The 26,407-nt window shown below is 32.4% G+C and carries 26 protein-coding genes; 2 read left to right on the top strand and 24 right to left on the bottom strand.

The features are described 5' to 3' along the window. The first annotated feature begins 68 nt into the window (after positions 1-68). The gene (locus tag HMPREF2897_RS07160; RefSeq protein ID WP_002457705.1) at positions 69-950 is read left to right on the top strand and encodes an AraC family transcriptional regulator; all 882 of its coding nucleotides are present in this window, start codon (positions 69-71) and stop codon (positions 948-950) included. A gap of 234 nt (positions 951-1,184) precedes the next feature. Here HMPREF2897_RS07160 and HMPREF2897_RS07155 read toward each other — a convergent pair whose 3' ends face one another. The 3 genes from HMPREF2897_RS07155 to HMPREF2897_RS07145 all read right to left on the bottom strand — a co-directional run bounded on the left by HMPREF2897_RS07155 (position 1,185) and on the right by HMPREF2897_RS07145 (position 5,621). Next, positions 1,185-2,840, bottom strand: coding sequence for a glycoside hydrolase family 13 protein (locus HMPREF2897_RS07155; RefSeq protein WP_002499779.1), 1,656 nt, complete (start codon positions 2,838-2,840; stop codon positions 1,185-1,187). Between the two features lie 170 nt (positions 2,841-3,010). Next, a complete protein-coding gene (gene gndA, locus HMPREF2897_RS07150; protein ID WP_002499780.1) occupies positions 3,011-4,417 on the bottom strand; it encodes an NADP-dependent phosphogluconate dehydrogenase in 1,407 nt (468 codons plus the stop codon). A 79-nt stretch (positions 4,418-4,496) separates the two neighbouring features. After that, entirely contained in the window at positions 4,497-5,621 is a 1,125-nt protein-coding gene (locus tag HMPREF2897_RS07145; protein ID WP_002457708.1) for a M20/M25/M40 family metallo-hydrolase, read from the bottom strand. Positions 5,622-5,851: 230 nt separating this feature from the next. Here HMPREF2897_RS07145 and prli42 point away from each other — a divergent pair, with 230 nt between their 5' ends. Next, complete coding sequence (prli42, locus tag HMPREF2897_RS12955; RefSeq protein WP_002493579.1) at positions 5,852-5,947, top strand: stressosome-associated protein Prli42; 96 nt, start codon at positions 5,852-5,854, stop codon at positions 5,945-5,947. 52 nt (positions 5,948-5,999) lie between these two features. Here the strand turns inward: prli42 and HMPREF2897_RS07140 are convergent, their stop codons facing one another. The 21 genes from HMPREF2897_RS07140 to HMPREF2897_RS07040 all read right to left on the bottom strand — a co-directional run bounded on the left by HMPREF2897_RS07140 (position 6,000) and on the right by HMPREF2897_RS07040 (position 26,371). Continuing rightward, complete coding sequence (locus tag HMPREF2897_RS07140; RefSeq protein WP_002457709.1) at positions 6,000-6,977, bottom strand: aromatic acid exporter family protein; 978 nt, start codon at positions 6,975-6,977, stop codon at positions 6,000-6,002. 12 nt (positions 6,978-6,989) lie between these two features. Then, positions 6,990-7,427 (bottom strand): bacilliredoxin BrxB, encoded by a 438-nt coding sequence (gene brxB, locus HMPREF2897_RS07135; protein WP_002446504.1) that lies wholly within the window; start codon positions 7,425-7,427, stop codon positions 6,990-6,992. Positions 7,428-7,631: 204 nt separating this feature from the next. Then, on the bottom strand, positions 7,632-8,951 hold the full coding sequence (locus HMPREF2897_RS07130) for a dihydrolipoamide acetyltransferase family protein (protein ID WP_070592846.1): 1,320 nt from the start codon (positions 8,949-8,951) through the stop codon (positions 7,632-7,634). 12 nt (positions 8,952-8,963) lie between these two features. Further along, positions 8,964-9,947, bottom strand: a complete 984-nt coding sequence (locus HMPREF2897_RS07125; protein WP_002496869.1) for an alpha-ketoacid dehydrogenase subunit beta — start codon at positions 9,945-9,947, stop codon at positions 8,964-8,966. Next, positions 9,940-10,938, bottom strand: a complete 999-nt coding sequence (locus HMPREF2897_RS07120; RefSeq protein ID WP_002446507.1) for a thiamine pyrophosphate-dependent dehydrogenase E1 component subunit alpha — start codon at positions 10,936-10,938, stop codon at positions 9,940-9,942. Before HMPREF2897_RS07120 ends, HMPREF2897_RS07125 begins: the two co-directional genes overlap by 8 nt. Positions 10,939-10,952: 14 nt before the next feature. Next, positions 10,953-12,374: a dihydrolipoyl dehydrogenase gene (gene lpdA, locus HMPREF2897_RS07115; RefSeq protein WP_002446508.1), complete on the bottom strand. Its 1,422-nt coding sequence runs from the start codon at positions 12,372-12,374 to the stop codon at positions 10,953-10,955. Positions 12,375-12,636: 262 nt separating this feature from the next. Continuing rightward, positions 12,637-14,313 (bottom strand): DNA repair protein RecN, encoded by a 1,677-nt coding sequence (recN, locus tag HMPREF2897_RS07110; protein ID WP_002490016.1) that lies wholly within the window; start codon positions 14,311-14,313, stop codon positions 12,637-12,639. Between the two features lie 15 nt (positions 14,314-14,328). Continuing rightward, a complete protein-coding gene (ahrC, locus tag HMPREF2897_RS07105) occupies positions 14,329-14,781 on the bottom strand; it encodes a transcriptional regulator AhrC/ArgR (protein WP_002489987.1) in 453 nt (150 codons plus the stop codon). A 317-nt stretch (positions 14,782-15,098) separates the two neighbouring features. Further along, on the bottom strand, positions 15,099-15,980 hold the full coding sequence (locus HMPREF2897_RS07100) for a polyprenyl synthetase family protein (RefSeq protein WP_002495739.1): 882 nt from the start codon (positions 15,978-15,980) through the stop codon (positions 15,099-15,101). Further along, positions 15,958-16,188 carry an exodeoxyribonuclease VII small subunit gene (locus HMPREF2897_RS07095; protein ID WP_070592845.1) on the bottom strand — a complete coding sequence of 77 codons (231 nt, stop codon included), beginning with the start codon at positions 16,186-16,188 and terminating at the stop codon, positions 15,958-15,960. The genes HMPREF2897_RS07100 and HMPREF2897_RS07095 overlap by 23 nt, the downstream gene beginning before the upstream one ends. Beyond that, positions 16,181-17,518 (bottom strand): exodeoxyribonuclease VII large subunit, encoded by a 1,338-nt coding sequence (xseA, locus tag HMPREF2897_RS07090; protein WP_002446513.1) that lies wholly within the window; start codon positions 17,516-17,518, stop codon positions 16,181-16,183. Before xseA ends, HMPREF2897_RS07095 begins: the two co-directional genes overlap by 8 nt. A 14-nt stretch (positions 17,519-17,532) precedes the next feature. After that, a complete protein-coding gene (gene nusB, locus HMPREF2897_RS07085) occupies positions 17,533-17,922 on the bottom strand; it encodes a transcription antitermination factor NusB (RefSeq protein WP_002446514.1) in 390 nt (129 codons plus the stop codon). Between the two features lie 76 nt (positions 17,923-17,998). Beyond that, on the bottom strand, positions 17,999-18,361 hold the full coding sequence (locus HMPREF2897_RS07080) for an Asp23/Gls24 family envelope stress response protein (protein WP_002440021.1): 363 nt from the start codon (positions 18,359-18,361) through the stop codon (positions 17,999-18,001). 11 nt (positions 18,362-18,372) lie between these two features. Further along, complete coding sequence (accC, locus tag HMPREF2897_RS07075; protein ID WP_002446515.1) at positions 18,373-19,731, bottom strand: acetyl-CoA carboxylase biotin carboxylase subunit; 1,359 nt, start codon at positions 19,729-19,731, stop codon at positions 18,373-18,375. Further along, complete coding sequence (accB, locus tag HMPREF2897_RS07070; RefSeq protein ID WP_002446516.1) at positions 19,731-20,204, bottom strand: acetyl-CoA carboxylase biotin carboxyl carrier protein; 474 nt, start codon at positions 20,202-20,204, stop codon at positions 19,731-19,733. Before accB ends, accC begins: the two co-directional genes overlap by 1 nt. 258 nt (positions 20,205-20,462) lie before the next feature. Beyond that, a complete protein-coding gene (locus tag HMPREF2897_RS07065) occupies positions 20,463-21,593 on the bottom strand; it encodes an acetylornithine transaminase (RefSeq protein WP_083310237.1) in 1,131 nt (376 codons plus the stop codon). Next, complete coding sequence (gene argB / locus HMPREF2897_RS07060; RefSeq protein WP_070592843.1) at positions 21,593-22,330, bottom strand: acetylglutamate kinase; 738 nt, start codon at positions 22,328-22,330, stop codon at positions 21,593-21,595. The genes HMPREF2897_RS07065 and argB overlap by 1 nt, the downstream gene beginning before the upstream one ends. Positions 22,331-22,339: 9 nt before the next feature. Then, positions 22,340-23,533, bottom strand: coding sequence for a bifunctional glutamate N-acetyltransferase/amino-acid acetyltransferase ArgJ (gene argJ / locus HMPREF2897_RS07055; RefSeq protein WP_002446519.1), 1,194 nt, complete (start codon positions 23,531-23,533; stop codon positions 22,340-22,342). A gap of 17 nt (positions 23,534-23,550) precedes the next feature. Further along, positions 23,551-24,576 carry an N-acetyl-gamma-glutamyl-phosphate reductase gene (gene argC, locus HMPREF2897_RS07050; RefSeq protein ID WP_070592842.1) on the bottom strand — a complete coding sequence of 342 codons (1,026 nt, stop codon included), beginning with the start codon at positions 24,574-24,576 and terminating at the stop codon, positions 23,551-23,553. 149 nt (positions 24,577-24,725) lie between these two features. Beyond that, positions 24,726-25,283, bottom strand: coding sequence for an elongation factor P (efp, locus tag HMPREF2897_RS07045; RefSeq protein ID WP_001831269.1), 558 nt, complete (start codon positions 25,281-25,283; stop codon positions 24,726-24,728). A gap of 26 nt (positions 25,284-25,309) precedes the next feature. Beyond that, entirely contained in the window at positions 25,310-26,371 is a 1,062-nt protein-coding gene (locus HMPREF2897_RS07040; RefSeq protein WP_002457719.1) for a M24 family metallopeptidase, read from the bottom strand. Positions 26,372-26,407: the final 36 nt, after the last annotated feature.

The raw sequence follows: 26,407 nt of genomic DNA, 5'->3' as shown, positions 1-26,407 counted from the left end.
TAAGATGTATAATATTTAAAAATAATGTACAATAAAGATTATGATTGAATTTAATTGGAGTGAAAGTTTTGGACGTTATCAAGCAAATACAACAAGCAATTGTATATATTGAGGATCGTTTGTTAGAGCCTTTTAATTTGCAAGAATTAAGTGATTACGTTGGTCTTTCGCCGTATCATTTGGATCAATCTTTTAAGATGATTGTTGGTCAGTCACCAGAGGAATACGCACGTGCACGTAAAATGACAATAGCAGCAAACGATGTAGTTAATGGAGCTAGTCGATTAATGGATGTTGCTAAGAAATATCGTTATGCGAATTCAAATGATTTCGCAAATGATTTTAGTGATTTTCATGGTATCTCACCTATTCAAGCTACAACAAAAAAAGATGAACTAAAAATACAGAAACGATTGTATATAAAATTATCAACGACTGAAAATGCACCCTATACATACAGGCTTCAAGAGACTGATGATATATCTTTAGTTGGCTATTCAAGATTTATTCCTACTAAGCAATTATCAAATCCATTTAATATCCCAGACTTTTTAGAGGATTTATTAGTAGATGGTTATATTAAAGAACTTAAACGTTATAATGATACGAGCCCGTATGAATTATTTGTAGTCAGTTGTCCTCTGGAACAAGGTTTAGAAATATTTGTTGGTGTTCCGAGTGAACGTTACCCTTCACACCTTGAAAGCAGATTTTTACCTGGTCGCCATTATGCATTGTTTAATTTACAAGGTGAAATTGATTATGCTACAAACGAGGCTTGGTATTATATTGAATCTAGCTTACAACTAACTTTACCCTATGAGCGAAATAGTTTATATGTTGAGATTTATCCACTTGATATTTCATTTAATGACCCGTTCACTAAGATTCAACTATGGTTACCTATTAAACAAGAAATCTATGATTTAGATGAGGATTATCAAAATTAAAATGTGACATAGAGTTATGAGGTTATCAGTATTATATGAATTGTGTTTTGAATTCCAACTCGATAGATTTGTTGAATTTTAGAATGAAATTCTTCGAGTTGTGTTCAACTAAATTTAGTCGGGACAAACTTAATATAAATGAGTTATGGACTACCAATGTATAGTGAACACGCCAGTGAGGTAATTAACGTCACTGGCGTGTTCATTATTAATTTCTGAATTATCGTCACGGTATTATATTTCAACGACGAATGCTTCATAAGGTTTAATATGGTCTAAATTTATATCATTTAAGTGATAATTATGCAATTTTATATCTACAGATGAAATATCTAATTCAAAAGGTAGGTTTAGTTCTGATACTTCATTTGTTAGATTGGCTACAATTAATACTGTATTGTTTTTAAATGAGCGTGTATAAGCAAAAATCTGCTCATTTTCTGCATCGACCATACTAAACTTACCGTAAGTGTAAATCAAATCAGATTTTTTAAGTTGAATTAACGCTTTATAATAAGAGAGTATCGAAAACTTATCATTTAGTTGTTGTTTAACATTAATTTCTGTATAGTTAGGGTTTACATGAAACCATGGCTTACCAGTAGTGAATCCACCATTGATTGAATTATTCCATTGCATTGGAGTCCTTGCATTGTCACGGTTTTCCATTTTATATTTATCTAGTAATTGATTGACATCTCCACCTTCTTTTTTGACTATTTGATATTCAGTTTTAACTGCGACATCGTTGAAACTTTCAATGCTTTCAAATGGATAATTAGTCATACCTATTTCTTGACCTTGGTAAATAAAAGGTGTGCCCTGTTGTAAAAAGTAGGCAGTAGCGTGACTAGTTGCTGATTCATACCAATAATTTTTATCATCACCCCAGGTTGAAACACGGCGTGGTTGATCATGGTTTTCGATAAATAAAGCATTCCAACCTACATTTTCTAGTTGCTTTTGCCAACGATTTAAGACTTGTTTATAGGCTTTAACATCGAATTTCGTATCGCCAGTACTCCATAAACCGAGATGTTCAAACTGGAATATCATATTAAATTTCCCTTTTTCTTCTCCTACCCATTCTTCAGCATCATTAGGAGTGACACCATTAGCCTCGCCTACAGTCATAATGTCATATCGACTTAACGATTTATCTTTCATTTCTTGGAGCCATTCTTGTATTCCTGGCTGATTCATATCTACATCAAATGCTGGAGCAAATTTTTTGCCATCAGGTATAGGTAAATCTCCTGCTTCAAAATTCTTTTTAATATGAGTAATGGCGTCAACTCTAAATCCATCAATACCTTTTTCAAACCACCAATTCATCATATCAAACACAGCTTGTCTTACATCTGGATTTTCCCAATTTAAATCTGGCTGCTTTTTGCTAAATAAATGGAAATAGTATTGCTTAGTCGATTCGTCAAACTCCCAAGTTGAACCATTAAAGATACTTTCCCAGTTATTAGGTTCAGATCCATCAGGTTTAGGATCCGCCCAAATATACCAATCTCTTTTTGCACTTGCTTTACTAGATTTTGATTCAATAAACCATGGGTGTTCATCTGATGTGTGATTCACCACTAAGTCTAATATTAATTTCATTCCTCTTTGATGTATGCTTGATAACAATTGATCAAAATCGTCCATTGTACCAAATTCACTCATAATGCCTTTGTAGTCACTAATATCATATCCATTGTCATCGTTTGGTGATGGATACATTGGGCTTAACCAAATGACATCTATTCCTAAATTTTCTAGATAATCTAATTTTTCAATTAATCCAGGCAAATCACCTATTCCATCTCCATTACTATCATTAAAACTACGTGGATATACTTGATATGCAACAGCTTCTTTCCACCAATTTCTTTTCATAAAATCATCTCCTCTATTATTAAAAAAACTAAAATATTAAAATAAACAAAATTAATAAGTTAAAATAAAAGGACTCATTAATTTTGATAAAAATTATGCTAAGAGAAAACGTTTACATTAAAATTTCAATAAAATCCCACCCAATTTAGAGTGAGATTTTTTAATTTTAATTATTCTTCTACCCATTGTGTATGGAAAATACCTTCACGGTCTTTACGTTCATAAGTATGTGCGCCAAAGTAATCACGTTGTGCTTGAATTAAATTTGCAGGTAAATCCTCTGAACGATAACTATCATAGTAATTTATACTTGCTGAAAAACCAGGTGTTGGCACGCCATTGTATACACTAGTAGCTACTACTTCACGTAGTGCATCTTGATATTCCATAACAATGTTTTTGAAGTAAGGGTCTAATAATAAGTTTTGTAGGTTTTCATTATTATCGTAGGCATCTTTTATTTTTTGTAGGAATTGTGCACGAATAATACAACCTTCACGCCAAATCATTGCTAATTCGCCTAATTTCAAATTCCACTCATTATCTTCACTGGCTTTTCTCATTTGAGCAAAACCTTGAGCATATGAGCATATTTTACTCATATAAAGTGCCTTACGTATTTTTTCTAAGAATGCTTTTTTATCGCCTTCAAAATGTGCTTTAGGTCCTTTTAAAGATTTAGATGCAGTAACACGTTCTTCTTTAATTGATGAGATGAATCTCGCAAATACAGATTCTGTAACGATTGTTAACGGAACACCTAATTCTAGTGCGTTAATTGAAGTCCATTTACCTGTGCCTTTTTGACCTGCAGTATCTAATATTTTTTCTACAAGTGCTTCATTGTCATCATCTAATTTATTGAAAATATCACCTGTAATCTCTATTAAATAACTTTCAAGTTCTCCAGCATTCCATTCTTTAAAAGTTTGAGAAATTTCTTTATGTGACATGCCTAATAAATCTTTCATCATTGCATAACTTTCAGCAATTAATTGCATATCAGCATATTCGATACCATTGTGTACCATCTTAACATAATGTCCTGCACCATTAGGGCCAATGTAAGTCACACATGAAGCACCATCTTGTGCTTTAGCAGCAATTGCGTCCAATATATCGCTGACTTTATTATAAGCATCTTTTTGACCACCTGGCATTAAAGAAGGTCCCGTGAGTGCGCCGATTTCTCCACCAGAAACCCCCATACCAATAAAGTTAATGCTACTTTCAGCTAAAGCTTTATTTCGACGAATCGTATCTTGGTAATTAGTATTACCACCATCAATTAAAATATCATCATCGTCTAATAAAGGTAATAAACCATCTATAGTGGCATCTGTTGCAGGTCCAGCTTTTACCATTAATAAAATCTTACGAGGTTTCTCTAAAGATTTTACAAATTCTTCTAAAGAGTATGTTGGGTAAATTTCTTTTCCAGGTGATTCTTTAACCATTTCATCAGTTTTTTGTCTTGATCGGTTATAAACAGAAACACTATAACCACGTGATTCAATATTCCAAGCTAGGTTTTTCCCCATTACTGCTAAACCCACTACTCCAATTTGTTGTGTCATATTACTTACCTCTCTTGTTCAAAAATTTTCAATAATATTGTAACATAAATCGCTAATTAACAATCATGATATGCATGTTTTATTCAGCTACTAACTCAATAATTTTTATTATTTGTCTTGTGAGCATATACATATCTTTTATTGCTATTCTTTCTGAAGTAGTATGTATGTTTTCATATCCTACTCCTAAAATTACGGAAGGAATACCGTATTGATTCATGATGTTGCCATCTGAACCACCACCAGCAATACAGGTATCCCCTTTTAGCCCGAGGGCTAATGCACTAGATATAGCATATTGTGTTACTTTGTCAGTTTCATTAACTTCAAATCCAGGATAACTTTTTTCAACTAACACTTCAGCTTGACCACCTAATTCATTTGCTGTTGTTTCGAAAGTCTCTTTCATATGTTTCACTTGTTTATTAATGCTTTGATCATCATGTGACCGTGCTTCTGCCTCTAAAGTGACTTCATCAGCTATAATATTAGTTGCAGAGCCACCGTGAAATTTACCGATATTGGCTGTTGTTAATGCATCTACTTGTCCCAATTTCATTCGACTGATTGCTTTTGATGCAATATTTATTGCGCTAATACCTTTTTTAGGTGTGCTTGCATGGGCTGTTTTCCCTTTTATAGTTGTATAAATCTTTACTTGAGTTGGAGCACCGATAACAGTAGTTCCAACATCTTTACTTGCATCTACAGCATAGCCGAAATCTGCATCTAGAAGTCGAGTATCTATTGCTTTAGCACCTACTAATCCAGATTCTTCTCCCACGGTTATAATTATTTGAATCTGTCCATGTGGCAAATTTGATTCCTTAATTTGTTTAATCGCTTCAATTATTGCCGCAAGACCAGCTTTATCGTCCGCGCCAAGTATCGTAGTTCCATCGCTATAAACGTATCCATCTTCTTTTACTACAGGTTGGATGTTTTTTCCTGGAACTACAGTATCCATGTGACTTGTAAAATAAATTTTCGGCACATTCTGATGACTTATATTACTTTTTAGCGTGCAAATAAGATTGTTAGCACCTAATCCATCATTTTTTGAAGCTTCATCTTCAATAACATTGAGCCCCATTTTTTTAAACGTATCTTTAAGATAAGGTTGAATTGTTTCTTCGTGTCCTGTTTCCGAATTAATTTGCACTAATTCTAGAAAACAATCTAATAAACGCTTTTGATTAATCATTTTTGGTCCCCCCTTTTTACTTGTATAAATATATTTTAACTGACATTATGAATTGTCAAAACTAATTTAACTCTTCACTAATGATTTAATTCTATGACATTTTACAACCTATAAGATAAAGTATATAATTTTATTATTATAAAGTTGATATTTTACGAGTGAATGAATTATAGTTTATAGTGTCAATGACTCAATGGTTGAATATGACTTTATGATGCGGAGGATTAAAATTGAACAATAAAGTGTTACGTGTCATTATTGTTGTTATGTTAATTGCAGTAGTACTAGCATTACTATTAACTAGCATAGCTCCATTAATGAACTAATGAAAAAACCGTTACATGACGTTAATTAATATTTCGTCAAGTAACGGTTTTTTTATATTTCACTATGCAATTTTAAAGAACCAAATTGAGATTTAATATTTAAGTATTCTTCTAGTTCATTTAGAATTTGAATAATATGTGCACGGGAATTTAAAGTCTTATGAGTAGTCGGTAATGGTAAATCATCGAGAGATAAACGTATTTCATAAAGTGAATGTAGTCTTAGAGCCGTATAATCATTGCTATTTACATTACTTCCAATTTCATACATTAATTGTGAAATCTTTTCAAGTATAGGATCATCTGTATTTATCTTTTCTAATAACGATGTCATACGTTTTAATAATTCAACTTGTTCTTCCCTCATATCGAAATAATGATAAAATGAATTTTCGTTTCGTACAAAGTGATTTTTAACATCTCTAAAAGCAAGTGATTTTGCTTTTTTAATATTTAAAAGTAATGAATCAAATTTAATATTTAAATGATCATTATGCATTGAGCAGGCTTGACTAAAAATATTAAATATTTCAGTTATTTGATTTTCGATATCCTGCTTAAAATGATTCAATTTCTTATCTAAACTAGGCATCATTAAGTTCATTAGAAATGCTATACCTAAGCCCACTATTAATAGCATTATTTCATTTAAAATAAGGTGCCCATTAATAGCCTTGGCGTTAAAGACATGTAATAATATGACACAACTAGTAATAACACCTTCTTGCACATTTAGAACAACAGTCAAAGGAATAAACAACAAAACAATTAAACCTAAAACAAATGCATGTTGTCCTAAAAGACTAAAAATTGCTGAACCTAAAAATAATATGAGTAAACATGAAACTAGTCGAGATAAAATTGCTTGTACTGAATGCATCTTAGTGTGCTTTATGCACAATACAACTAAAATAGCACTGGATGCATAATTATCTAAACCTAAAAGTTTACATATGATTACTCCTAAAGTCATTCCCACAGCAGTTTTGACAGTTCTAAATCCTATTTTATAGGGATTTAACTTAAGCATGGAACTAACCTTTTATCTTTCTTCACAATATTTATCAAATAAAGATTGCAACTGATTGATTACGTCCATTACATCATGACCTTCAATCTGATGTCGTTCAATCATTTCGGTGATTTTACCATCTTTAATCAAAGCAAAAGATGGACTTGAGGGTGCATATCCTTCAAAATATTCTCTGGCTTGTTGTGTTGCCTCTTTATCTTGCCCTGCAAATACTGTAACTAATCGTTGAGGTAATTTATCATAATGTAATGCATGTGCCGCAGCAGGACGTGCAATCCCACCTGCGCATCCGCATACGGAATTTACCATGACTAAAGATGTCCCTTTTTGTTGTAAAACTTGATCAACATCCTCAGCAGAAGTTAATTGTTGATAACCAGCATGCTCAATTTCGTTTCGTGCTTGTTCAACAACATCATTCATATATAAATCAAAGTTTAAATCCATGATTTGTCACCTTCCATAATAAGTTAATTTTACTTATTTTATTCTACTAATTAACAGCACATTGTTCAACAGGATTAATTTATGATGATTGAAAAATTCTAGTTGAAATTTAAAATGAATACTGAAGAACGCTTTAAGAAGAAATTCTCCTCCTTAAAGCGTTCAACTATAATATGAAGTTTAATTGGTAATCAATGTTTGTAATTAATAAATAGATGTATTTTCAATAGAATATTGTTCTATTTTTTTCTTAACAAGATTCATAAATTTTCCCGTTTGAACACCGTCGAGAATACGATGATCGATTGAAATACACAAATTAACCATATTTCTAATTGCTATCATATCATCTATAACTACAGGTTTCTTTACAACTGATTCTACTTGTAAAATGGCAGCTTGTGGATGATTAATGATTCCCATTGAAGAAACAGAACCAAAGGAACCAGTATTATTAACCGTAAATGTACCGTTTTGCATATCACTTTGTGATAATTTCCCTAATCTCGCTTTAGTAGCTAAATCATTAATTTCACGTGCAATACCTTTAATTGACTTTTCATCTGCATTTTTAATGACTGGCACATACAATTTATCATCATCTGCAACAGCAATAGAGATATTAATATCTTTGTTGATAACAATTTCATCTCCTTGCCATGTACTATTGAGTAATGGATTTGCTTTTAAAGACTCTGCAACAGCTTTTACAAAGAACGCAAAGAAAGTTAAATTGTACCCCTCGTTCTGTTTGAATTGAACTTTATGATGGTTTCTAGTCTGAACCAAATTCGTCGCATCGGCTTCAACCATCATCCAACCGTGAGGTATTTCGCTGACACTAGTAACCATATTTTGTGCGATAGCTTTTCTAATACCTTTAACTGGTACGACACGTTCATTTGATAATGGTGCGTTTTCATTTTTAGATGAGGATTGATGTAAAAAGTCACCATGGTTGATTGAATGATCTTTTTTATCTGTTTGTTTAAATTCTTTTTCTTTTTCTTGATTGTTTGGATTGTTAATAATATTTTGAATATCCTTCTTAGTAACACGACCTTCAAAACCAGTTCCTATGACTTGTGTTAAATCAATACCATGTTCAGAAGCTAATTTAAAGACAACAGGCGAAAATCGTCCATTGTTATTTGCGCGACTTGAGGCTGTATGCTCCTCAATTTCATGAGTGTTAGGATTATTTTCGAATTGTGACACCTTTACATTTGATTGAGAATGCTGATTTTGTTCTTCCTTAAAATCATTTGCCGATTCTGTTTGATTTTGATCATTTGCCGAATCGATTTTACAAATCACTGTGTTTATATTAACAGTTTGTCCTTCTTCAACCACTAATTCTGTTATTGTTCCTGAAATTGTTGAAGGCACTTCAGCTGTTACTTTATCTGTAATAACTTCACATAATGGTTCATACTCATCTACATGATCTCCAACTGATACTAACCATTGTTCAATCGTACCTTCATGCACACTTTCACCAAGCTTAGGCATTTTTATATCCAATTGACACCCTCCTTAAAATTGTGCGAGTTCACGCATTTTGTCCTGTATCTTTTCTGGGTTCATCATAATTTCATTTTCTAATGTTGGTGAAAACGGCATAGATGGGACATCCGGTGCAGCTAGTCGCATGATTGGCGCATCTAAATCGAACAAACAGTTTTCAGCTATAATTGCAGATACTTCAGACATAATGCTCCCCTCTAGATTATCTTCAGTAACAAGGAGAACTTTACCAGTACGTTGAGAGCGTTCAATGATAGTTGCTTTATCTAGTGGATAAACAGTTCTTAAGTCGACTACTTCAACATCGATGCCGTCACTTGCCAAAATATCTGCGGCTTGTAAACAGTAATTCACCATTAATCCGTAACAAAATACAGTAATGTCCTCTCCTGACCTTTTAACATCAGCTTTACCTAGAGGTACAGTATAATATGTTTCGGGAACTTCCTCTTTTAGAAAACGATATGCTTTTTTATGTTCAAAGTATAAGACTGGATCGTTAGATTCTATAGAGGATAATAGAAGACCTTTAGCATCATAAGGTGATGAAGGAATAACAATAGTTAAACCAGGAGTTGAAGCAAAAATGCTTTCAACACTTTGCGAATGATATAATCCACCATGAACGCCACCACCAAATGGTGCTCTGATAGTCAGTGGGCAATTCCAGTCATTATTTGAACGGTATCTCATTTTAGCTGCTTCACTTATAATTTGATTTGTAGCAGGCAAAATGAAATCTGCAAATTGTATTTCGGCAATAGGTCTCTTACCTAGCATTGCTGCACCAATAGCAGTACCAATAATATTCGATTCCGCAAGAGGTGTATCAATTACACGTTCATCACCATACTTACTTTGTAATCCTTTAGTTGTGCCGAAAACGCCACCCTTTTTTCCTACATCTTCGCCAAGTATAAATGCATTACTAAAATGATTTAATGCTAAGTCTTGTGCATTTTGTATAGCTTCTAAGTATGATAATTTAGTCATTTTGTTGACCTCCCTCTTCATAAACATATGTCAAAGCTTCTTCTACTGAAGGGTATGGTGCTGCTTCAGCAGATTTAGTAGCTTCATTAATGAGTTCTTTATGCTCTGTTTCTAATTGACTCAACCAATTTTCGTTTATGATGCCTTGATCGAGTAAGGCCGTTTTAAATTTTATATTACAATCCTCTTGTTTCAATAGGTCTCTTTCTTCTTTTGAACGATATGTATCATCATCATCAGATGAATGTGGTGTCATACGTGAAGTGACTGCTTCTATCAATGTTGGACCTTCACCTGCTAGCGCTCGTTCTCTTGCTTCTTTCATTGCTTTGTATACCGCAATTGGATCATTTCCATCTACCTGGATTCCATGCATACCGTAACCTAATGCACGATCAGATAACTTTTCAGCAGCATATTGTAGTGAATCAGGTACAGATATCGCATATTTATTGTTAATTATTACACAGACGAAAGGTAATTTGTGAACTGCAGCAAAGTTCATACCTTCGTGAAAGTCACCTTGATTTGAACTGCCTTCTCCAACTGTCGCAGTAGCAATGTTTGGCTTGTTATCCATTTTAAGTGCTAATGCAGCACCGACTGAATGTGGTATTTGAGTAGCTACCGGAGAACTTTGAGATAAAATGCCTTTTTCTTTGTGACTGAAATGAGAAGGCATTTGTTTACCGCCTGAGTTAATGTCATCACGTTTTCCAAAAGCTGATAACATGGTATCTAAAGGAGAAATTCCCATATAAGTAACAAATGCTAAATCACGATAATAAGGGGATGAGATATCACCTTTTTGCATTGCATATGCCATACCAATTTGAGTTGCTTCCTGCCCTTGACCACTGACGACAAATGGAATTTTACCTGCACGATTGAGTAACCATAGTCTTTCGTCTGTTTTTCTTCCTAAGTCCATCCATTTATATATTTTTTTGAGGTCTTCTTCTGTAAGGCCTGCTGACTTGTAATCTATCATTTTTTTACCTCCAACTATACATGAATTGCTTGACCATTAGCTTTTAAACCTAATTCCATGACTACCTCGGATAATGAAGGATGTGCATGTGTTGTTAAACCAAGTTCTAAAGATGAGCCATTCATAAATTGTAACAATGAAATTTCATTTATTAATTCTGTAACATGTGGCCCTATCATATTAAGACCTATGATTTCATCGTCATCTTTATTAACTACCATCTCGCAAAATCCTTTTGATTGGGTTACATCTTCAATCATTGCCTTTCCTATAGCTTTAAAAGGAACTTTGATACTTTTTGCTTTAAGGCCTGCTTTTTTTGCTTGTTCTAAATTTTTACCAATTGAAGCAATTTCTGGATTTGTATAAACACATTTTGGTATCAGGTCATAATTGACAGGTATAGGGGAACAATCAAACATATGTTCAACTGCAACTATAGCTTCTTTTGAACCAACGTGTGCCAATTGTAATTGCCCTATACAATCTCCTGCTGCGTATATATGTTTATCTTCAGTTTGCTGATAAGCATTAGTTATAATATGACCAGCATCAGAAGTCTTTATTTTAGTGTTATTTAAACCAATATCATTTGTATTAGGCTTTCTACCAATTGCAATAAGTACTTTATCGAATTGGACGGGCTCATCTGAAATATTAATAGTTACACCCTTATCAGTTTGATTAAAATGCTCTTTGGTCAATTGAATATTTTCGTAAAATGTAACGCCTCGATCAGTTAATTCTTCTTTTAGTAATGAGGCAACTTGTGGACTCTCGGTAGGAAGAACTCTGTCGTTCGCTTCGATTACTACTACATCAGTACCTAAATCATTCATCAGAGATGCAAATTCTAAACCAATAACACCTCCACCTATGATTGCTAATCTTTGTGGTAGTGTATTTAACCTTAGGATATCATCACTCGATAGTATTTGTTGATGGTCAAAGTTAATGAACGGAAGAGATTGTGGTGACGACCCAGTAGCTATAAGCACATTTTTATTAGGTAGTATATCTGATTCGCCGTCTTCATATTCCACAGAAATTGTACCGCTCTGAGGAGAAAATATAGATGTTCCCATAATTCGTCCAATACCATTGTAAATATCTATATGATGATGTTTCATCAGTTGATTGACGCCTTTATGCAACTGTTTAACAATCGCATCTTTACGTTCTAAAATTTTAGGGAAATTAATTTTAAAATGATTGACATCAATTCCAAATGTATGTGCGTTTTTAATAGTATGATTGACTTCAGCCGATTTTAAAAGTGCTTTAGTAGGTATACATCCTTTATGTAAACACGTACCACCTAAGAGTGATTTTTCTACTATCGCTACTTTTTTTCCTAATTGAGAAGCTCTGATGGCGGCTACATATCCTGCCGTACCACCACCTAACACGACTAAATCATATTGTTTTTCTGACATGGTCTAACTCCTTAAATTTATAGAAGACTAAAAATACAAATATAAATTCTGTATTTTAGTCCTCTAGAGGTTTATTTAATGTTCACGCTATTCATTAGATAAAAAGAATAAACAAGAGATGAAAATAATAGTAGTATTAACATTATTGATATTTCTAATTACAATCTTGTTTTCTTCAATTTTAAATAATACTTAACTATTTTACATCATTTGTAATTTTAATCAAAACCAAAATCATTGTGCTTGAATTTGGTAATCATAATTAAATATTGTGATTTTGCTTAATCATTTCTTTTGCATTTTCTCTTGTGAGCTCAGTCACACTTGCTCCTGAAATCATACGTGCTATTTCATCTATTTTATTTTCATCTTTCAATTCTTTGACTTGAGTTGTAGTTCTATCGGCATTGGATGCCTTGCTTATAAGTAGATGATGATCACTCATTGAAGCTACCTGAGGTAAGTGTGAAATACAAATAACTTGAATGTATTGAGCAATATCTCGCATTTTTTCAGCCATTTTTTGTGCTGCTTGACCAGATACACCCGAGTCAACTTCATCAAAAAGAATCGCTGTTTGGCCACGTGATTTAACAAATATACTTTTTAGAGCTAGCATAATTCTTGAAAGCTCACCACCTGAAGCGATTTTATTAAGACTTTTAAGTGGTTCACCACGATTTGGACTAATTAAAAATTCCACAAATTCAATACCTTCAATTGTAGGTTCATCTAATGGTTTAAACGAAATCTCAAGGTTAGCATCTTTCATTTGTAAATTTTGTATTTCAGAAACAATATGGTCCCTTAGCTCTCTCGCTACACGCCTACGTTCTTGAGAAAGTTTTTTTCCTATATCTATCACATCGTTATAAAGCGTTTTAATTTCTTCCCTTAATTGTGATGTACTTTGTTCATAGTTTTCTATTTTATCAATTTCATTTGCAAGTTTACTTTGATAACCAATAAGTTCAGTAATATCCTTACCATATTTACGTTTTAAATTATTAAGTAAATTCATTCTGGATTCATACTCATTTAAAACTTGCTCATCGAATTCAGTGTTAGCCATTTCGTCGTAAATTTCATGCTTAGCATCTTCTAGTATATAGTAAAATTGATCAATGTCCTCTTTTAATCTTACGAATTTTTCTGGAACGATATCATTAATCGTTTGTAAGTAGTTGCTTAATTCGTACAACCTATCGGGTATTGCGTTTTCATCAGTTAGAACTTGATGTGCGTTGTTTAAAGCTAGATTTAATTTTTCAGAGTTTTGAATTCTTTTAATATCGGATTCAAGTTGATCCACTTCGCCTTCTTTCAGTGAAGCTTCGGTTAGTTCCTCTAATTGAAACTTCATTAAGTCTAATCGTTGTAATAAAGCTTGGTCCGCAGATTCTAATTCCTCTAATTCTTTACGTTTATTTTTATATTGCTTATAAGAAAGTTGATATTGATTAAGTAAATCTGAATATTGATTGTCTGCATAATCATCTAATAGTTGAAGATGATATTTTTGCTTAAGTAAAGACTGTGTTTCATGTTGCCCATGAATATCAAGCAGTTCTTGCATCACTTTTCTTAAGTCCTGTAGAGTGACAGTTTGATTATTAATTCGACATATACTCTTGCCAGAACTGAATATTTCTCTTTTAACTAATAGAAAATCTTCATCAACATCTATAGCTAAAGATTCTAGTATTTTAATTGCATCTTTACTCTCGTCTATATCAAAGATACCTTCGATAATCGCTTTCTTTTCGCCATGTCTGACGTAATCAGAAGAAGCTCTCATACCGATTAACTGTCCAATGGCATCAATAATGATAGATTTTCCTGAGCCAGTTTCACCACTCATAACTGTTAGACCGTCAGAAAAGTTTATATCAAGTTCGTCAATAATGGCAAATTGTTTTATTGATAAGGTTTGTAACATAAATTCATCGCATCCTTATAATAAATTGAAAATTCGAGTTTTGATTTCTTCACTCGCTTCTTCGTTTCGACAAATAAGTAAGCATGTATCATCACCACAAATTGTACCAAGCACCTCATCCCAATCAATTTGATCAAGTATAGCACCAATGGATTGAGCATTACCAGGAAGCGTTTTAAGTACTAGTAGATTACCAGTGCCTTCAATATTTACAAATGAATCCATTAAATATCTACCCAACTTCTCTAATGGATGATATCTACGATCATTTGGTAAACTATAAACATATTGTCCTGTAGGTGCAGGAACTTTAATTAATTGCAATTCTTTAATATCTCGTGAAACAGTAGCTTGTGTAACATTTAAATCATACTCATTCAAACGTTTAACTAGTTCATCTTGTGTTTCTATTTGTTCATTTGAAATTATCTCTCTTATTTTTATGTGTCTCACTGACTTTTTTGGCACAATTAACACCTCAAATTACGAATATTTATACATTGATTTTAACACATGGCGGTCTGAACTACTACTAAACACTATTTTGAAATTGTGAAGTTAAAATATCTAATGAGCACTATATCAGTATTTATTACAAAATCACTTTCATAATTAATAATACTAAAATAAGTGTTTAGAAATAAAAATGTGAATAATTCTTGTATATAAATTGAAGAATTAAAAAAGATTGCCTCATAGATAAGCTATGAAGACAACCTACAGATATAAATGTGTTATAACGTTAAAGTAAACATTCTGACGATAGTATAAAATTTTGTTATAAATTAATGGTCTCTGTTATAGAATAAATCTACAATATCGCTTAATTCTGAAGTATCATATTGATCAGAAATTTGATTTAAGCAGTTCAAGGCAAGACATTGATGATTGTTTAACTTTTCTTCTGCTCCATCTTTTCCAAGTAAAGAAACATAAGTACTTTTATGATTTACTATATCACTGCCTACTTTTTTGCCAAGTTTTGATTCATCACCATATACATCCAGCAAATCATCTTTAATTTGAAACATCATTCCTAAATGATGACTAAATTCATCTAGATTCTTAGCAATATTTTGTTCAACTTGAGCAATGTCTACCGCGGCCATAACTGAAAAATTTAGTAAAGCACCTGTCTTAGTTTTATGAATTGACTCTAAAGTTTCTAAACGAATTGACTTCCCTTCACTTTCCATATCAAGCGCTTGGCCACCTACCATTCCCAAATGTCCACTTGCTTTTGAAAGTCTTTGTATAATATTTACTTTCACACTATCTTCAATGGTAGTATCATTAGAAACTAATTCAAAAGCTTTTGTTAATAATGCATCACCAGCAAGAATGGCTTTCCATTCACCATATACTTTATGATTTGTTAATTCTCCTCTACGGTAATCGTCATTATCCATTGCTGGTAAATCATCATGAATTAAAGAATAAGTATGAATCATTTCCAATGCTAATGCACTATTTAGTCCTTGTTGATAATCTTTATTAAGCATTTTTAGTGTTAATAATAATATGACTGGTCTGATTCTTTTACCACCAGCATTTAATGAGTATTTCATACTTTCTTCTAAATTAGTCTTTAATGGTGATGATTGTATTGATTTATTCAGTGATGTATTAATTATATCTATTAATTTATTCATTTGCAGTTTCTTCATTGCCTTCATCACCAACTTCTTCTTGCATTAATTCATTCACTTTTTTCTCTGCTTCTTTTAAAGTTGAATCACAATTAGCAGATAGTTTCATACCACGTTGGTATAAATCGAGGGATTCTTCTAAAGAAACTGCTTCATTATCCAATTTTTGAACGATATTTTCAAGTTCTTTCATCATTTCTTCGAAACTTTGCTTTTCTTTACTCATCATTACACCTTACTTTCTTAACCATTGCATCGACACTTCCGTCTTTCATTGTTAAAGATATTTTGTCGTTTTCATTCAATTTATGTGTGCTTGTAATCACTTCATCGTCTTTGTTGACAATTGCGTATCCCCTAAGCATCGTATTGGTAGGGCTTAAATTATTGAGATTTTCTAATTTATTTTTTAGCACTGTTTTTAAATTAGTAATGTTATTGGACATTATTTTGGACAATCTAGAATGCAATTGATAAACAGATTGCTTTTCTTGAGTAATCTGCTGATTTAAATTTTTAAAATTAAAACTTTGTTGAAGTAACTTGAGGTGATGTTTTGACTTTTCAACTTTAGTATTTAATAGAAGATTTAACTGTCTTTCTAATTCATCACGTTTTTGAATTTGTTGATCGTACAATAAACTCGGTTGCTTAAATTTATAATATGATGATATGTGATTAAGTTGTTTCTTCTGATGTTCGATATATTGTTTTATATATCTTGATAATGTATATTCATACTGTTTAATTTGTTGTAATAACTCATATTGATCAGGTGTTGCTATAACAGCAGCTTGAGTAGGTGTCGCAGCTCTAACATCTGCTACAAAATCGCTTAATGTAAAATCAGTCTCATGACCTACAGCTGATATAATAGGTGTTTGACAATTAAAGATGGCTTTAACAACATCTTCTTCATTAAAGTTCCACAAATCTTCAATTGAACCACCACCGCGTCCAACTATTATTGTATCAACATCTAATGAATCGGCATATTGAATCTTTTTTATTATATCTTGCCTAGCCTGCGTGCCTTGAACAAGGGTACTGATTTGAATTTGCTCGACCAAAGGGTAGCGATTATTAATCGTACTATGTATGTCTCTAATGGCTGCACCTGTACTCGCTGTTAAAACCGCTATTTTCTTTGGATACTTTGGTATAAGTTTTTTGTTACTTTGATCAAAATAGCCTTCTTTTTTCAATTTCTTTTTTAGTTGTTCAAGCTTTTGGTATAAATTACCAATACCATCGATTTGCATCTTATTAACATAAATTTGATAATTTCCTCGTCTTTCATAAACAGAAACGCGAGCTTCAATTAAAACCTCATCACCTTCTTTAGGCTCAAAGCCTAACTTAGAAGCATTTCCTTTAAACATCATTGCACTGATGACACTTTCTTTGTCCTTGACATTAAAATATAAATGTCCGCTTGAGTGCTTTTTAAAGTTAGATAATTCTCCTTTGATAAGAACTGATTGAAGATGAGGATCTTGGTCAAATTTATATTTTATATATTTAGTTAGTGCAGAAACACTTAAATATTCAGTCATAGTTATCACTCATTTTAATCATTTATATTACTTAAAACACCATTAACAAATTTATAATGATCATCATCACTAAACTGTTTTGTAAGTTCTACAGCTTCATTAACAACTACTTTTTTAGGTGTATCGCTGTGCAATATTTCAAACGTTGCCATTCTTAAAATAATACGATCTGATTTCAGTAAACGATCGATAGACCAGTCTTTTAAATGGGGTTTTATTGTGTCGTCTAAAACGATTTGATGATCTTTGACTCCAGTAACTAACCAGTATATAAAATCAAAGTCTAAATCAGAATGATCATCTTTAATAAATTCAATTGCTTCTTGAATTGTTAAATCCGTCTCTTTTATTTCAAGTTGAAATAAAGTTTGAAAAGCTTGTATTCTTGCATCTTTACGACTCATATTTTACTCCTTCAAATGTATTTATAAAATTATAGGTACAACTTTCTAGTTAAAGTGCACCTATAATTTAAATTATTTATTTTTCTGCTACGATACTTCTGATGTGAATATTAATTTGCTGTGGTTCAATAGCTGTCATTGTCGTAATTGAATTGAAAATCGCTGATTGAATTTGATTTGCAGTTTTAGAAATATTTACGCCATGTTTTAGAGAACAAAATACATCAATGTATATTCCGTCTTCTTTAGCTTCGATTTTTAAATCTCTGTTTAAATTTTTTCGACTAATCTTCTCTAGATTTGTTTTTTTTAATTCAGCAAAATGACCTGTAATGCCTTCTACTTCTGATGTCGCAATGGATGCGATAACAGATAATACTTCTGGTGCTATTTCAATTTTTCCTAAATTAGATTGAGAATAATCTGCTACATTGACCATCCTTTATCCTCCTATTGGTTATTATCGTCCATAATATTATACTTTTCTAGGAATTTTGTATTAAATTCCCCACTTCTAAAAATATGATTATTTAGAAGTCTTAAGTGGAATGGAATCGTAGTGTCGATACCTAAAACAAGATATTCACTTAAAGCACGAATGCCTGTCATAATTGATTCTTCACGTGTAGGTTCGTGAACTATAAGTTTTGCCACCATGGAGTCATAGTAAGGTGGTATCGTATAATTAGTATAACATGCTGATTCAATTCTCACTCCAAAACCGCCTGGGGCAAGATATTGAGTAATCTTGCCTGGTGAAGGCATAAAGTTTTTGTAAGGATTTTCAGCATTGATTCGAAATTCAATGGCATGACCGTTAATGGAAATATCTTCTTGTTTAAAAGGTAACGCTTCACCCATAGCAACTTTGAGTTGTAATTTTACTAAATCTACTCCTGTTACCATTTCAGTTACTGGGTGTTCGACTTGAATACGTGTATTCATTTCCATGAAATAAAATTGATTATCATCTAAATCATATATAAATTCAATTGTACCTGCGTTTTCATAATTTACAGCTTTTGCAGCTCTGATTGCAGCATTACCCATTTCTTGGCGTTTATCTTCACTTAATACTGGTGAAGGTGCTTCTTCAACGAGTTTTTGCATTCTTCTTTGAATTGTACAATCACGTTCACCTAAATGTATAACGTTTCCATAAGTATCGCCAATAATTTGAATCTCTATATGTCTAAAGTTTTCTATAAATTTTTCTAAGTATAAACCGCCATTTCCGAACGCTGTTTCAGCTTCTTGTTGTGTCATACGGTAACCAGTTTCAAGTTCTTTCTCATCACGAGCAACCCGAATACCTTTTCCACCACCACCTGCAGTGGCTTTGATGATAACTGGATAGCCAATTTTTTTAGCAGTTTTTTTAGCGTCATCTATACTTTGAATAAGCCCTTCACTTCCTGGTACTACAGGTACATTGGCTTTAATCATTTCAGCTTTAGCAATATCTTTTATTCCCATTTTTTGAATTGATTGATAGCTTGGCCCAATAAATTTTAATTGGCATGCTTCACACAATTCAGCAAAATCACCATTTTCAGCCAAAAAGCCGTATCCAGGATGAACACCATCACATCCTGTAGAAGTAGCGATAGATAAAATATTTGGTATATTTAAATAAGAATCTTTTGATAAAGTAGGACCGACGCAATATGCTTCATCAGCAATTTGAGTATGTAATGCATCTTTGTCACCTTCTGAGTATATAGCTACTGTTTGAATACCTAAATCGTGTGCCGCTCTTATTATTCTTACTGCGATTTCACCACGATTAGCGATTAAAATCTTCTTCATTATTTCACCTTAAATAACGGCTGGCCATACTCTACCATTTGTCCGTCTTCTACTAAAATTTCTACGATTTCACCTGTTGTTTCGGCTTGAATCTCATTAAATAATTTCATAGCTTCTAATATACAAACAGTACTGTCATTCGTAACTTTATCTCCTACTTGAACATATGCTTCTTCATCTGGTGAAGGTGATTTATAAAATGTACCAACCATTGGTGCATTAATGGTATTGTAATTATTATCACTACTTTGTTCATCATTATAGCTATGTGATGGTTTTTGTTGTGTTTCATTATCGATTTGCGCATGAGTTATCGGTTGAGTTGGTTGTTGAGTAACTTGTGGTGTAACTATTTCAGTCTCTTTTTCTTTTTTTAAATTAACTACGCTGCCTTTATTATCTTCAATATTTATTTCAGTTAAATTAGATTGGTCAAGAATTTCGATTAATTCTTTTATTTCTTTAAAGTTCATTTCTTACTGACTCCTTAGGTTTGTTTTCATCTACCCATCTATTTTACTTGAGTAAAAGATTCAATTCAAGCATGTTCATTAAACATCAAAACGTCGTTATTTATTTAAATATTTTAGAGATTGATTGAAGGCATAAAAAAGACACTCGTTTCGTTTTATTTTTTGTATTTTTAACGAAACGGTGTTTTAAAAGTTGCTTTGCTGAATTGTACACTCTGTATATCAACTCGATATTTTAGATAAGATACCATTTATAAATCAAATGATTTCAGTTAGTATTTCTATACCTTTTTCCAATTGTTTTTTAGTGATACTCAATGGAGGTAATAACCTAATCACATTTATACCAGCTGTTAAAATGATTAACCCTCTACGTTTAGCTTCTCGCACGATTTGAATAGGATCATTATTGATCTCTATTCCTACCATTAAGCCTATACCACGGACTTCAATTACATTTCTTTTATTTGCTAAACCTTTTCTTAAGTTTTCAATAAGAAATTGACCCTTTGATTGAACATCATTCATCAAATCAGCATGTTTAATGATAGTAAGCGTTTGGTTTGCAGCGGCTAATGATAATCTATTTCCTCCAAATGTTGTGCCATGAGAACCATAGCCAAATGCATGACCTAAATTCTTTTTGCCTAACATTGCTCCAATAGGAAGGCCGTTACCTAACCCTTTAGCTAATGTGATGATATCTGGAGACAATTGATAATGTTCATGAGCATATAACTTACCAGTTCTACCTATGCCCGTTTGAACTTCGTCTACAATTATAAGAATATCTTTTTGTATACAATACTCATTTAATTGCTTCACAAATAAAGGATCAGCAGGTAGTACTCCTGATTCACCTTGAATGATTTCTATAATTACAGCTGCAGTATTATATGAAGTTAATGATTTAAATGAATTGAAATCATTAAAAATAGCAAATTTGAATCCAGGAACAACCGGACCAAATTGATCTGTAATTTTCTTTTGTCCTGTTGCAGACATTGCGCCGTACGTTCTGCCGTGAAAAGACTTTTTAAAAGCAATAATTTCCGACTTGCCAGTAGCTTTACGTGCGAGTTTAATAGCCGCCTCATTCGCTTCTGTTCCACTGTTGCAAAAGAAAGCTAAATAATCTTGTTGACCAATTAATTTTTGAGCCACTTCCTCTTGAATACTACTTAGGTATAAATTGGGTGAATGCCATATTAAATTCAGTTGATTAAGTACTGCTTGGTAAATTTCCATATTAAAACCTAGATTTGTGACACCTATACCTGACGAAAAATCTAGGTAAACATTATTATCTTTATCAATTAATTCATTTTCATTAGCATCAACAAATTCTATATTGTCCCGTTTGTAATTATTAAAAAGATAACTCATCATTAATCACCCCTTATGATTGTTCCTTTTTGTAAATTATTTGCAATTAAAATCGATTCGACGCCTGATTCTAATGTTTGGATTGCACTCTCAATTTTAGGTATCATGCCACCAGTAATTATTTTATTTTCAATTTTTGTTTTTGCCTCCTTACTTGTAAGAGTAGCAAGCGTTTTATCTTTTTCAATTACACCAGGGACATCAGTTATATATACTAATTTTTCGACTTTTAGTCTCTTAGCAATTGCGGTGGCGAGGTGATCAGCATTAACATTAAGATATTCCCCTTGCTCATTTACACCCAAACTAGTGATGATTGGTATAATGTCGCGTGATAAAATATTTTCTAATAGCATCGTGTTGATTTCTTTAACTTTCCCAACGTAACCATAGATATTTTTATTTAAAAATTCGGCGCTCACAAGTTCTTTTATCTTTTCTTTGAATTGAAAAAATTCTAAATTAGATTCTTTAAGTCTCACTAAAAGTTGGTGTCCTACTATGTTAATTAAAGCATCATATATGATAGGTAAGTCATTTTTAGCAGTCACTCTCATGCCATCAATTTTAATAGTTGAATGATTGTTTTTAGTTAATAAATCACTGATGACTTGGCCGCCACCGTGAACAATAATTATTTTTTTGTTTTCAAGGTGCCAAGCTTTAATTTGTTGTATAAACGCGTCGTTTAAATTTTCTATAGCTATACCACCGAGCTTAATTACGATGATGTTTTTCATATGTTCCTCCTAAGTGGTGTAAAGTGCGTTGATTTTAACGTAGTCATACGATAAATCACATCCCCATGCTTGACCTTCGTAATTTCCTTGATGAAGGTCAAGTTCAATTGATATTTCTTCAGCACTCATTATTTCTTGAATTTCTTCTTTATCGTACTTTATTGGTGAGGATCTTATTAATACAGGTATCCTACCGATAAAAATGTCTACCTGATTAATATCAAAATTTGTTTTAGCGTAACCTGCAGAAGCAATAATTCTACCCCAATTAGGATCTTCGCCAAAAATTGCGGTTTTTACCAAACTTGAACCCACCACACTTTTAGCAATCATTCTTGCAGCACTAGATTCTTTTGCACCTTTAACCGTGACTTCTATTAATTTAGAAGCACCTTCGCCATCCCTTGCAATACTTTTAGCTAAATCGGTCATAATATATAGAAGCATCTGCTTAAATTTATAGTAGTCTTCACTGTCTTTTTTAATTTCGTTATTATTTGTACATCCATTTGACATTACAAGCACCATATCATTTGTTGAAGTATCACCATCTACAGTGATTTGATTGAATGTAACTTCAACTACATCTTTTAAAGCTTGTTGTAATGTTTGTGATGAGATGTTAGCGTCACAGGTTATAAATGCTAGCATTGTAGCCAAATTAGGATGTATCATTCCTGACCCTTTTGCTACACCTGCCATCGTTACTGTATCGTTACCAAAAACTTCGTTTACAACGCATGTTTTTGTATGAGTATCCGTTGTTAATATCGCTTTTGCAAAGTCATCAGCATTACCGTTTTTAACTAGTTTGGAAAAGCCATTCTCTAGAATAGACATTGGCATCATCTTTCCAATAACACCTGTAGATGCGACACCTACATATTCTTGTTGAATTTGCAATTTATTTGCGGCCAGTTGTTGCATTTTAAAGGCATCTTTTTCCCCTTGTTTACCAGTACAAGAATTAGCAATACCTGAATTAACAACAATAGCTTGCATTTTACCACTTTTTTCGATGCTGTTTTTTGTTAATTTTAATGGTGCAGCAATCACCTTATTAGTTGTAAATACACCTGCTACATTTGCAGGTACTTCTGAAACAATCCAACCAAAGTCTAATTTTTTCTTTTTAAAGCCAGCGTGCAGACCATCAGCTGCAAACCCAAGAGGACTTGCAATATTTCCCTTAATTATATTCATTATTTAGTCCCCCTATATTAGATATATAAAGGTGCCAAAATTAGACCATCAGTTTCGTCGAAATTAAACATCAGATTCATATTTTGAATAGATTGGCCAGCGGCACCTTTAATTAAATTATCAATAACTGATGAAATTGTTAAAACACCCGTAGTTTCGTTATAAACAAAACCAATATCAGTGTAATTTGTTCCTATTACTTCATTTAACTGTGGTAACCCATCTTTAATTCTTATGAAAGGCTTATTTTTATATACAGTCTTGTAGGTAGATTCTATTTGATTTATTTTCACTCCACTTTCAAGCTGTGTGTATATAGTTGCAACAATACCTCTGTTAACCGGAATAAGTGATGTAGAAAACTGAATATTCTGTAAATTTTTGTTAAAAAACTGCAACGTTTGCACAATTTCAGGAATATGTTGATGTTTATTAAGTTTATACGTCACATAATTATTGTTTACATTTACATAATGGGTTGACTGATTTAATTTTTTACCAGCTCCAGTAAGACCACTTTTAGCATCAACAATTATAGAATCAACACGGATTAAATGATTGCTGATTAAGGGATATAGTGCTAATTCAGTTGCAGTTGCATAACAACCAGGGTTAGCAATAAATCTATTGCAATGACTAATATTCATTACTTCTGAAAGACCGTATGTAAAACGCTTTTGTATATCTACAGTACACGGTGATTTTTTATACCATTTGAGATAAACATCTGGAGATAAACGATGGTCACCTGATAAGTCTATGACAGGAAAATTATTATTAACGAAATTTTTAGATAAATCTTTTGCAACGCCACTTGGAGTGGCAAAAAATACCAAATCTGAGTGTGTCATAATAAATTCACTGTCGAAAGCCTGAATTTCTTTATCACAAATACCTTTCAAATGAGGGAATATATCAGAAATTTGCACTCCCACTTCTTTTGTGGCATGAATCGATGAAACAGTTATATGAGGGTGATTTAGTGCTAATCTTAACAATTCTAGTCCTGTATAGCCTGTGATACCTACTATAGAAATATGCATATATACACTCCTTATTGTATTATTATGTAATTATATACATATTTATTAATAATTACAATACTATACTTTGTAATTTTACATTTTGAAAACAAAAACTCCAAAGTATAACATCTTATTGATGTATACTCTGGAGTATAGTTAATTAGTGTTTATCCTCTAGAAATGTAACTTCCATCACTAGTATTTATCACTAGTGTGTCACCTTCATTTACAAATAAAGGTACATTTAGTGTATAACCTGTTTCAACAGTCGCAGATTTTGTTGCGCCAGTGGCAGTATCACCTTTGATTCCAGGTTCAGTTTCAGTAACTTCAAGCTCTACAGTTTTTGGTAATTCAACACCAATAACTTCACTTTCATAAGATTGAACTTGAACTTCCATGTTCGCTTTTAAATAATTTAATTCATCTTTTAAGTAGTCACCAGGTAATTCGATTTGATCAAATGTCTCGTTATCCATGAATACGTGGTTATCGCCATCAGCATATAAATATTGCATACGACGATTCTCGATCATTGCTTGTTCAACCTTTTCGCCAGCTCTGAAAGTTTTTTCTTGAATAGCACCTGTTCTTAAATTACGTAATTTAGAACGAACAAAAGCTGAGCCTTTTCCTGGTTTGACATGTTGGAAATCAATAACTTTCCAGATTCCGTTATCAACAGAAATCGTTAAACCTGTTTTAAAATCATTTACTGAAATCATTCAGTCTCCTCCTCAATTATACGCGCTTACTCTAAAATAATAAGGTCTTTTGAGCAATTAGTAAAGACATGACATCCATTTTCTGTAATAAGAATGTCATCTTCTATTCTAACGCCACCCAATCCCTCAATGTATATACCTGGTTCTATAGTAACACAGTTATTTATATTTAATTCATCTGAACTATTTTGAGATAATAGTGGACCTTCATGAATATCAAGGCCAATACCATGACCAAGTGAGTGGCCAAACTGCTCACCATAATTGTGAGATGAAATATACTTTCTAGATATAGCATCTGCTTCTTTTGCAGTCATACCTGGTTTGATTTCTTCAATAGCTTTCTTTTGAGAAGTTAGAACTATATTAAATATTTCTTTGAGTTTTGGATCCGGTTCTCCTATGGCAAACGTGCGTGTAATATCGGAACAATAACCTCTATAGTATGCACCAAAATCTAATGTAATCATATCTCCCTTTTCAATACGCTTATCACTTGCAACACCATGCGGTAATGCACCTCGGTAACCTGAAGCTACTATTGTGTCGAATGAAGGGCCATCTGCACCTAATTCTAACATCTTACTTTCTAATTTAGCTTTGATTTCTCGTTCTGTCATTCCGATACTTACTTGAGTGAGGATATATTCATATGTTTGATCTACTATCTTAGCCGCTTGTTGAATGAGCTGAATTTCTTCCTTATTTTTAATTTCTCTAATCTTATCAATTTCATTAGATATGCTTATTAAAGTAATTAATCCTTTATTAAGTTCAACATAAGTATCATAACTGATTAAATGACCTTCAAAACCAATATTTGATAAATTTTCTCTTTCTAATATACATTTAATTTCAGAAATCAAACTTGATTTTCGATTTATAATTTCAAAATCTTGTGCCTGTTCTGTAGCTTGGTCTATATATCTAAAATCAGTAATAAGATATTGTTTTTTAGGTGTTATGATTAGTGCACCACTTGTACCAGTAAAATCTGAAAGGTAACGTCTATTATAATCTGATAATACGATGATTGCATCTAAGTGCTTATGTTCAATGATATCTTGAACTTTTCTTAATTTATTCATTATTTCCCTCCTACGTTTACATTTGTACATTTTTAT

Origin of the sequence: Staphylococcus sp. HMSC065D05 (genome assembly GCF_001813195.1) — a bacterium.
Lineage (GTDB): Bacteria > Bacillota > Bacilli > Staphylococcales > Staphylococcaceae > Staphylococcus > Staphylococcus epidermidis.
The sequence above is the reverse complement of the archived record's forward strand: the minus strand, read 5'-3'. Positions and strand labels throughout refer to the sequence as shown.

Excerpts from the sequence above, each read along its gene's own strand:
- brxB (WP_002446504.1), bottom strand. The coding sequence starts at position 7,427 with ATGGATTTAAACTTTGATTTATATATGAATGATGTTGTTGAACAAGCA.
- HMPREF2897_RS07155 (WP_002499779.1), bottom strand. The coding sequence starts at position 2,840 with ATGAAAAGAAATTGGTGGAAAGAAGCTGTTGCATATCAAGTATATCCA.
- HMPREF2897_RS07095 (WP_070592845.1), bottom strand. The coding sequence starts at position 16,188 with ATGAGTAAAGAAAAGCAAAGTTTCGAAGAAATGATGAAAGAACTTGAA.
- accC (WP_002446515.1), bottom strand. The coding sequence starts at position 19,731 with ATGAAGAAGATTTTAATCGCTAATCGTGGTGAAATCGCAGTAAGAATA.
- xseA (WP_002446513.1), bottom strand. The coding sequence starts at position 17,518 with ATGACTGAATATTTAAGTGTTTCTGCACTAACTAAATATATAAAATAT.
- lpdA (WP_002446508.1), bottom strand. The coding sequence starts at position 12,374 with ATGTCAGAAAAACAATATGATTTAGTCGTGTTAGGTGGTGGTACGGCA.
- HMPREF2897_RS07125 (WP_002496869.1), bottom strand. The coding sequence starts at position 9,947 with ATGACTAAATTATCATACTTAGAAGCTATACAAAATGCACAAGACTTA.
- efp (WP_001831269.1), bottom strand. The coding sequence starts at position 25,283 with ATGATTTCAGTAAATGATTTTAAAACAGGTTTAACGATTTCTGTTGAT.
- argJ (WP_002446519.1), bottom strand. The coding sequence starts at position 23,533 with ATGAATATAATTAAGGGAAATATTGCAAGTCCTCTTGGGTTTGCAGCT.
- HMPREF2897_RS07100 (WP_002495739.1), bottom strand. The coding sequence starts at position 15,980 with ATGAAGAAACTGCAAATGAATAAATTAATAGATATAATTAATACATCA.
- gndA (WP_002499780.1), bottom strand. The coding sequence starts at position 4,417 with ATGACACAACAAATTGGAGTAGTGGGTTTAGCAGTAATGGGGAAAAAC.
- argB (WP_070592843.1), bottom strand. The coding sequence starts at position 22,330 with ATGAAAAACATCATCGTAATTAAGCTCGGTGGTATAGCTATAGAAAAT.
- HMPREF2897_RS07145 (WP_002457708.1), bottom strand. The coding sequence starts at position 5,621 with ATGATTAATCAAAAGCGTTTATTAGATTGTTTTCTAGAATTAGTGCAA.
- HMPREF2897_RS07040 (WP_002457719.1), bottom strand. The coding sequence starts at position 26,371 with ATGAATAAATTAAGAAAAGTTCAAGATATCATTGAACATAAGCACTTA.
- HMPREF2897_RS07065 (WP_083310237.1), bottom strand. The coding sequence starts at position 21,593 with ATGATGAGTTATCTTTTTAATAATTACAAACGGGACAATATAGAATTT.
- nusB (WP_002446514.1), bottom strand. The coding sequence starts at position 17,922 with ATGAGTCGTAAAGATGCAAGAATACAAGCTTTTCAAACTTTATTTCAA.
- accB (WP_002446516.1), bottom strand. The coding sequence starts at position 20,204 with ATGAACTTTAAAGAAATAAAAGAATTAATCGAAATTCTTGACCAATCT.
- HMPREF2897_RS07140 (WP_002457709.1), bottom strand. The coding sequence starts at position 6,977 with ATGCTTAAGTTAAATCCCTATAAAATAGGATTTAGAACTGTCAAAACT.
- recN (WP_002490016.1), bottom strand. The coding sequence starts at position 14,313 with ATGTTACAAACCTTATCAATAAAACAATTTGCCATTATTGACGAACTT.
- HMPREF2897_RS07080 (WP_002440021.1), bottom strand. The coding sequence starts at position 18,361 with ATGGTCAATGTAGCAGATTATTCTCAATCTAATTTAGGAAAAATTGAA.
- HMPREF2897_RS07120 (WP_002446507.1), bottom strand. The coding sequence starts at position 10,938 with ATGATAGATTACAAGTCAGCAGGCCTTACAGAAGAAGACCTCAAAAAA.
- argC (WP_070592842.1), bottom strand. The coding sequence starts at position 24,576 with ATGCATATTTCTATAGTAGGTATCACAGGCTATACAGGACTAGAATTG.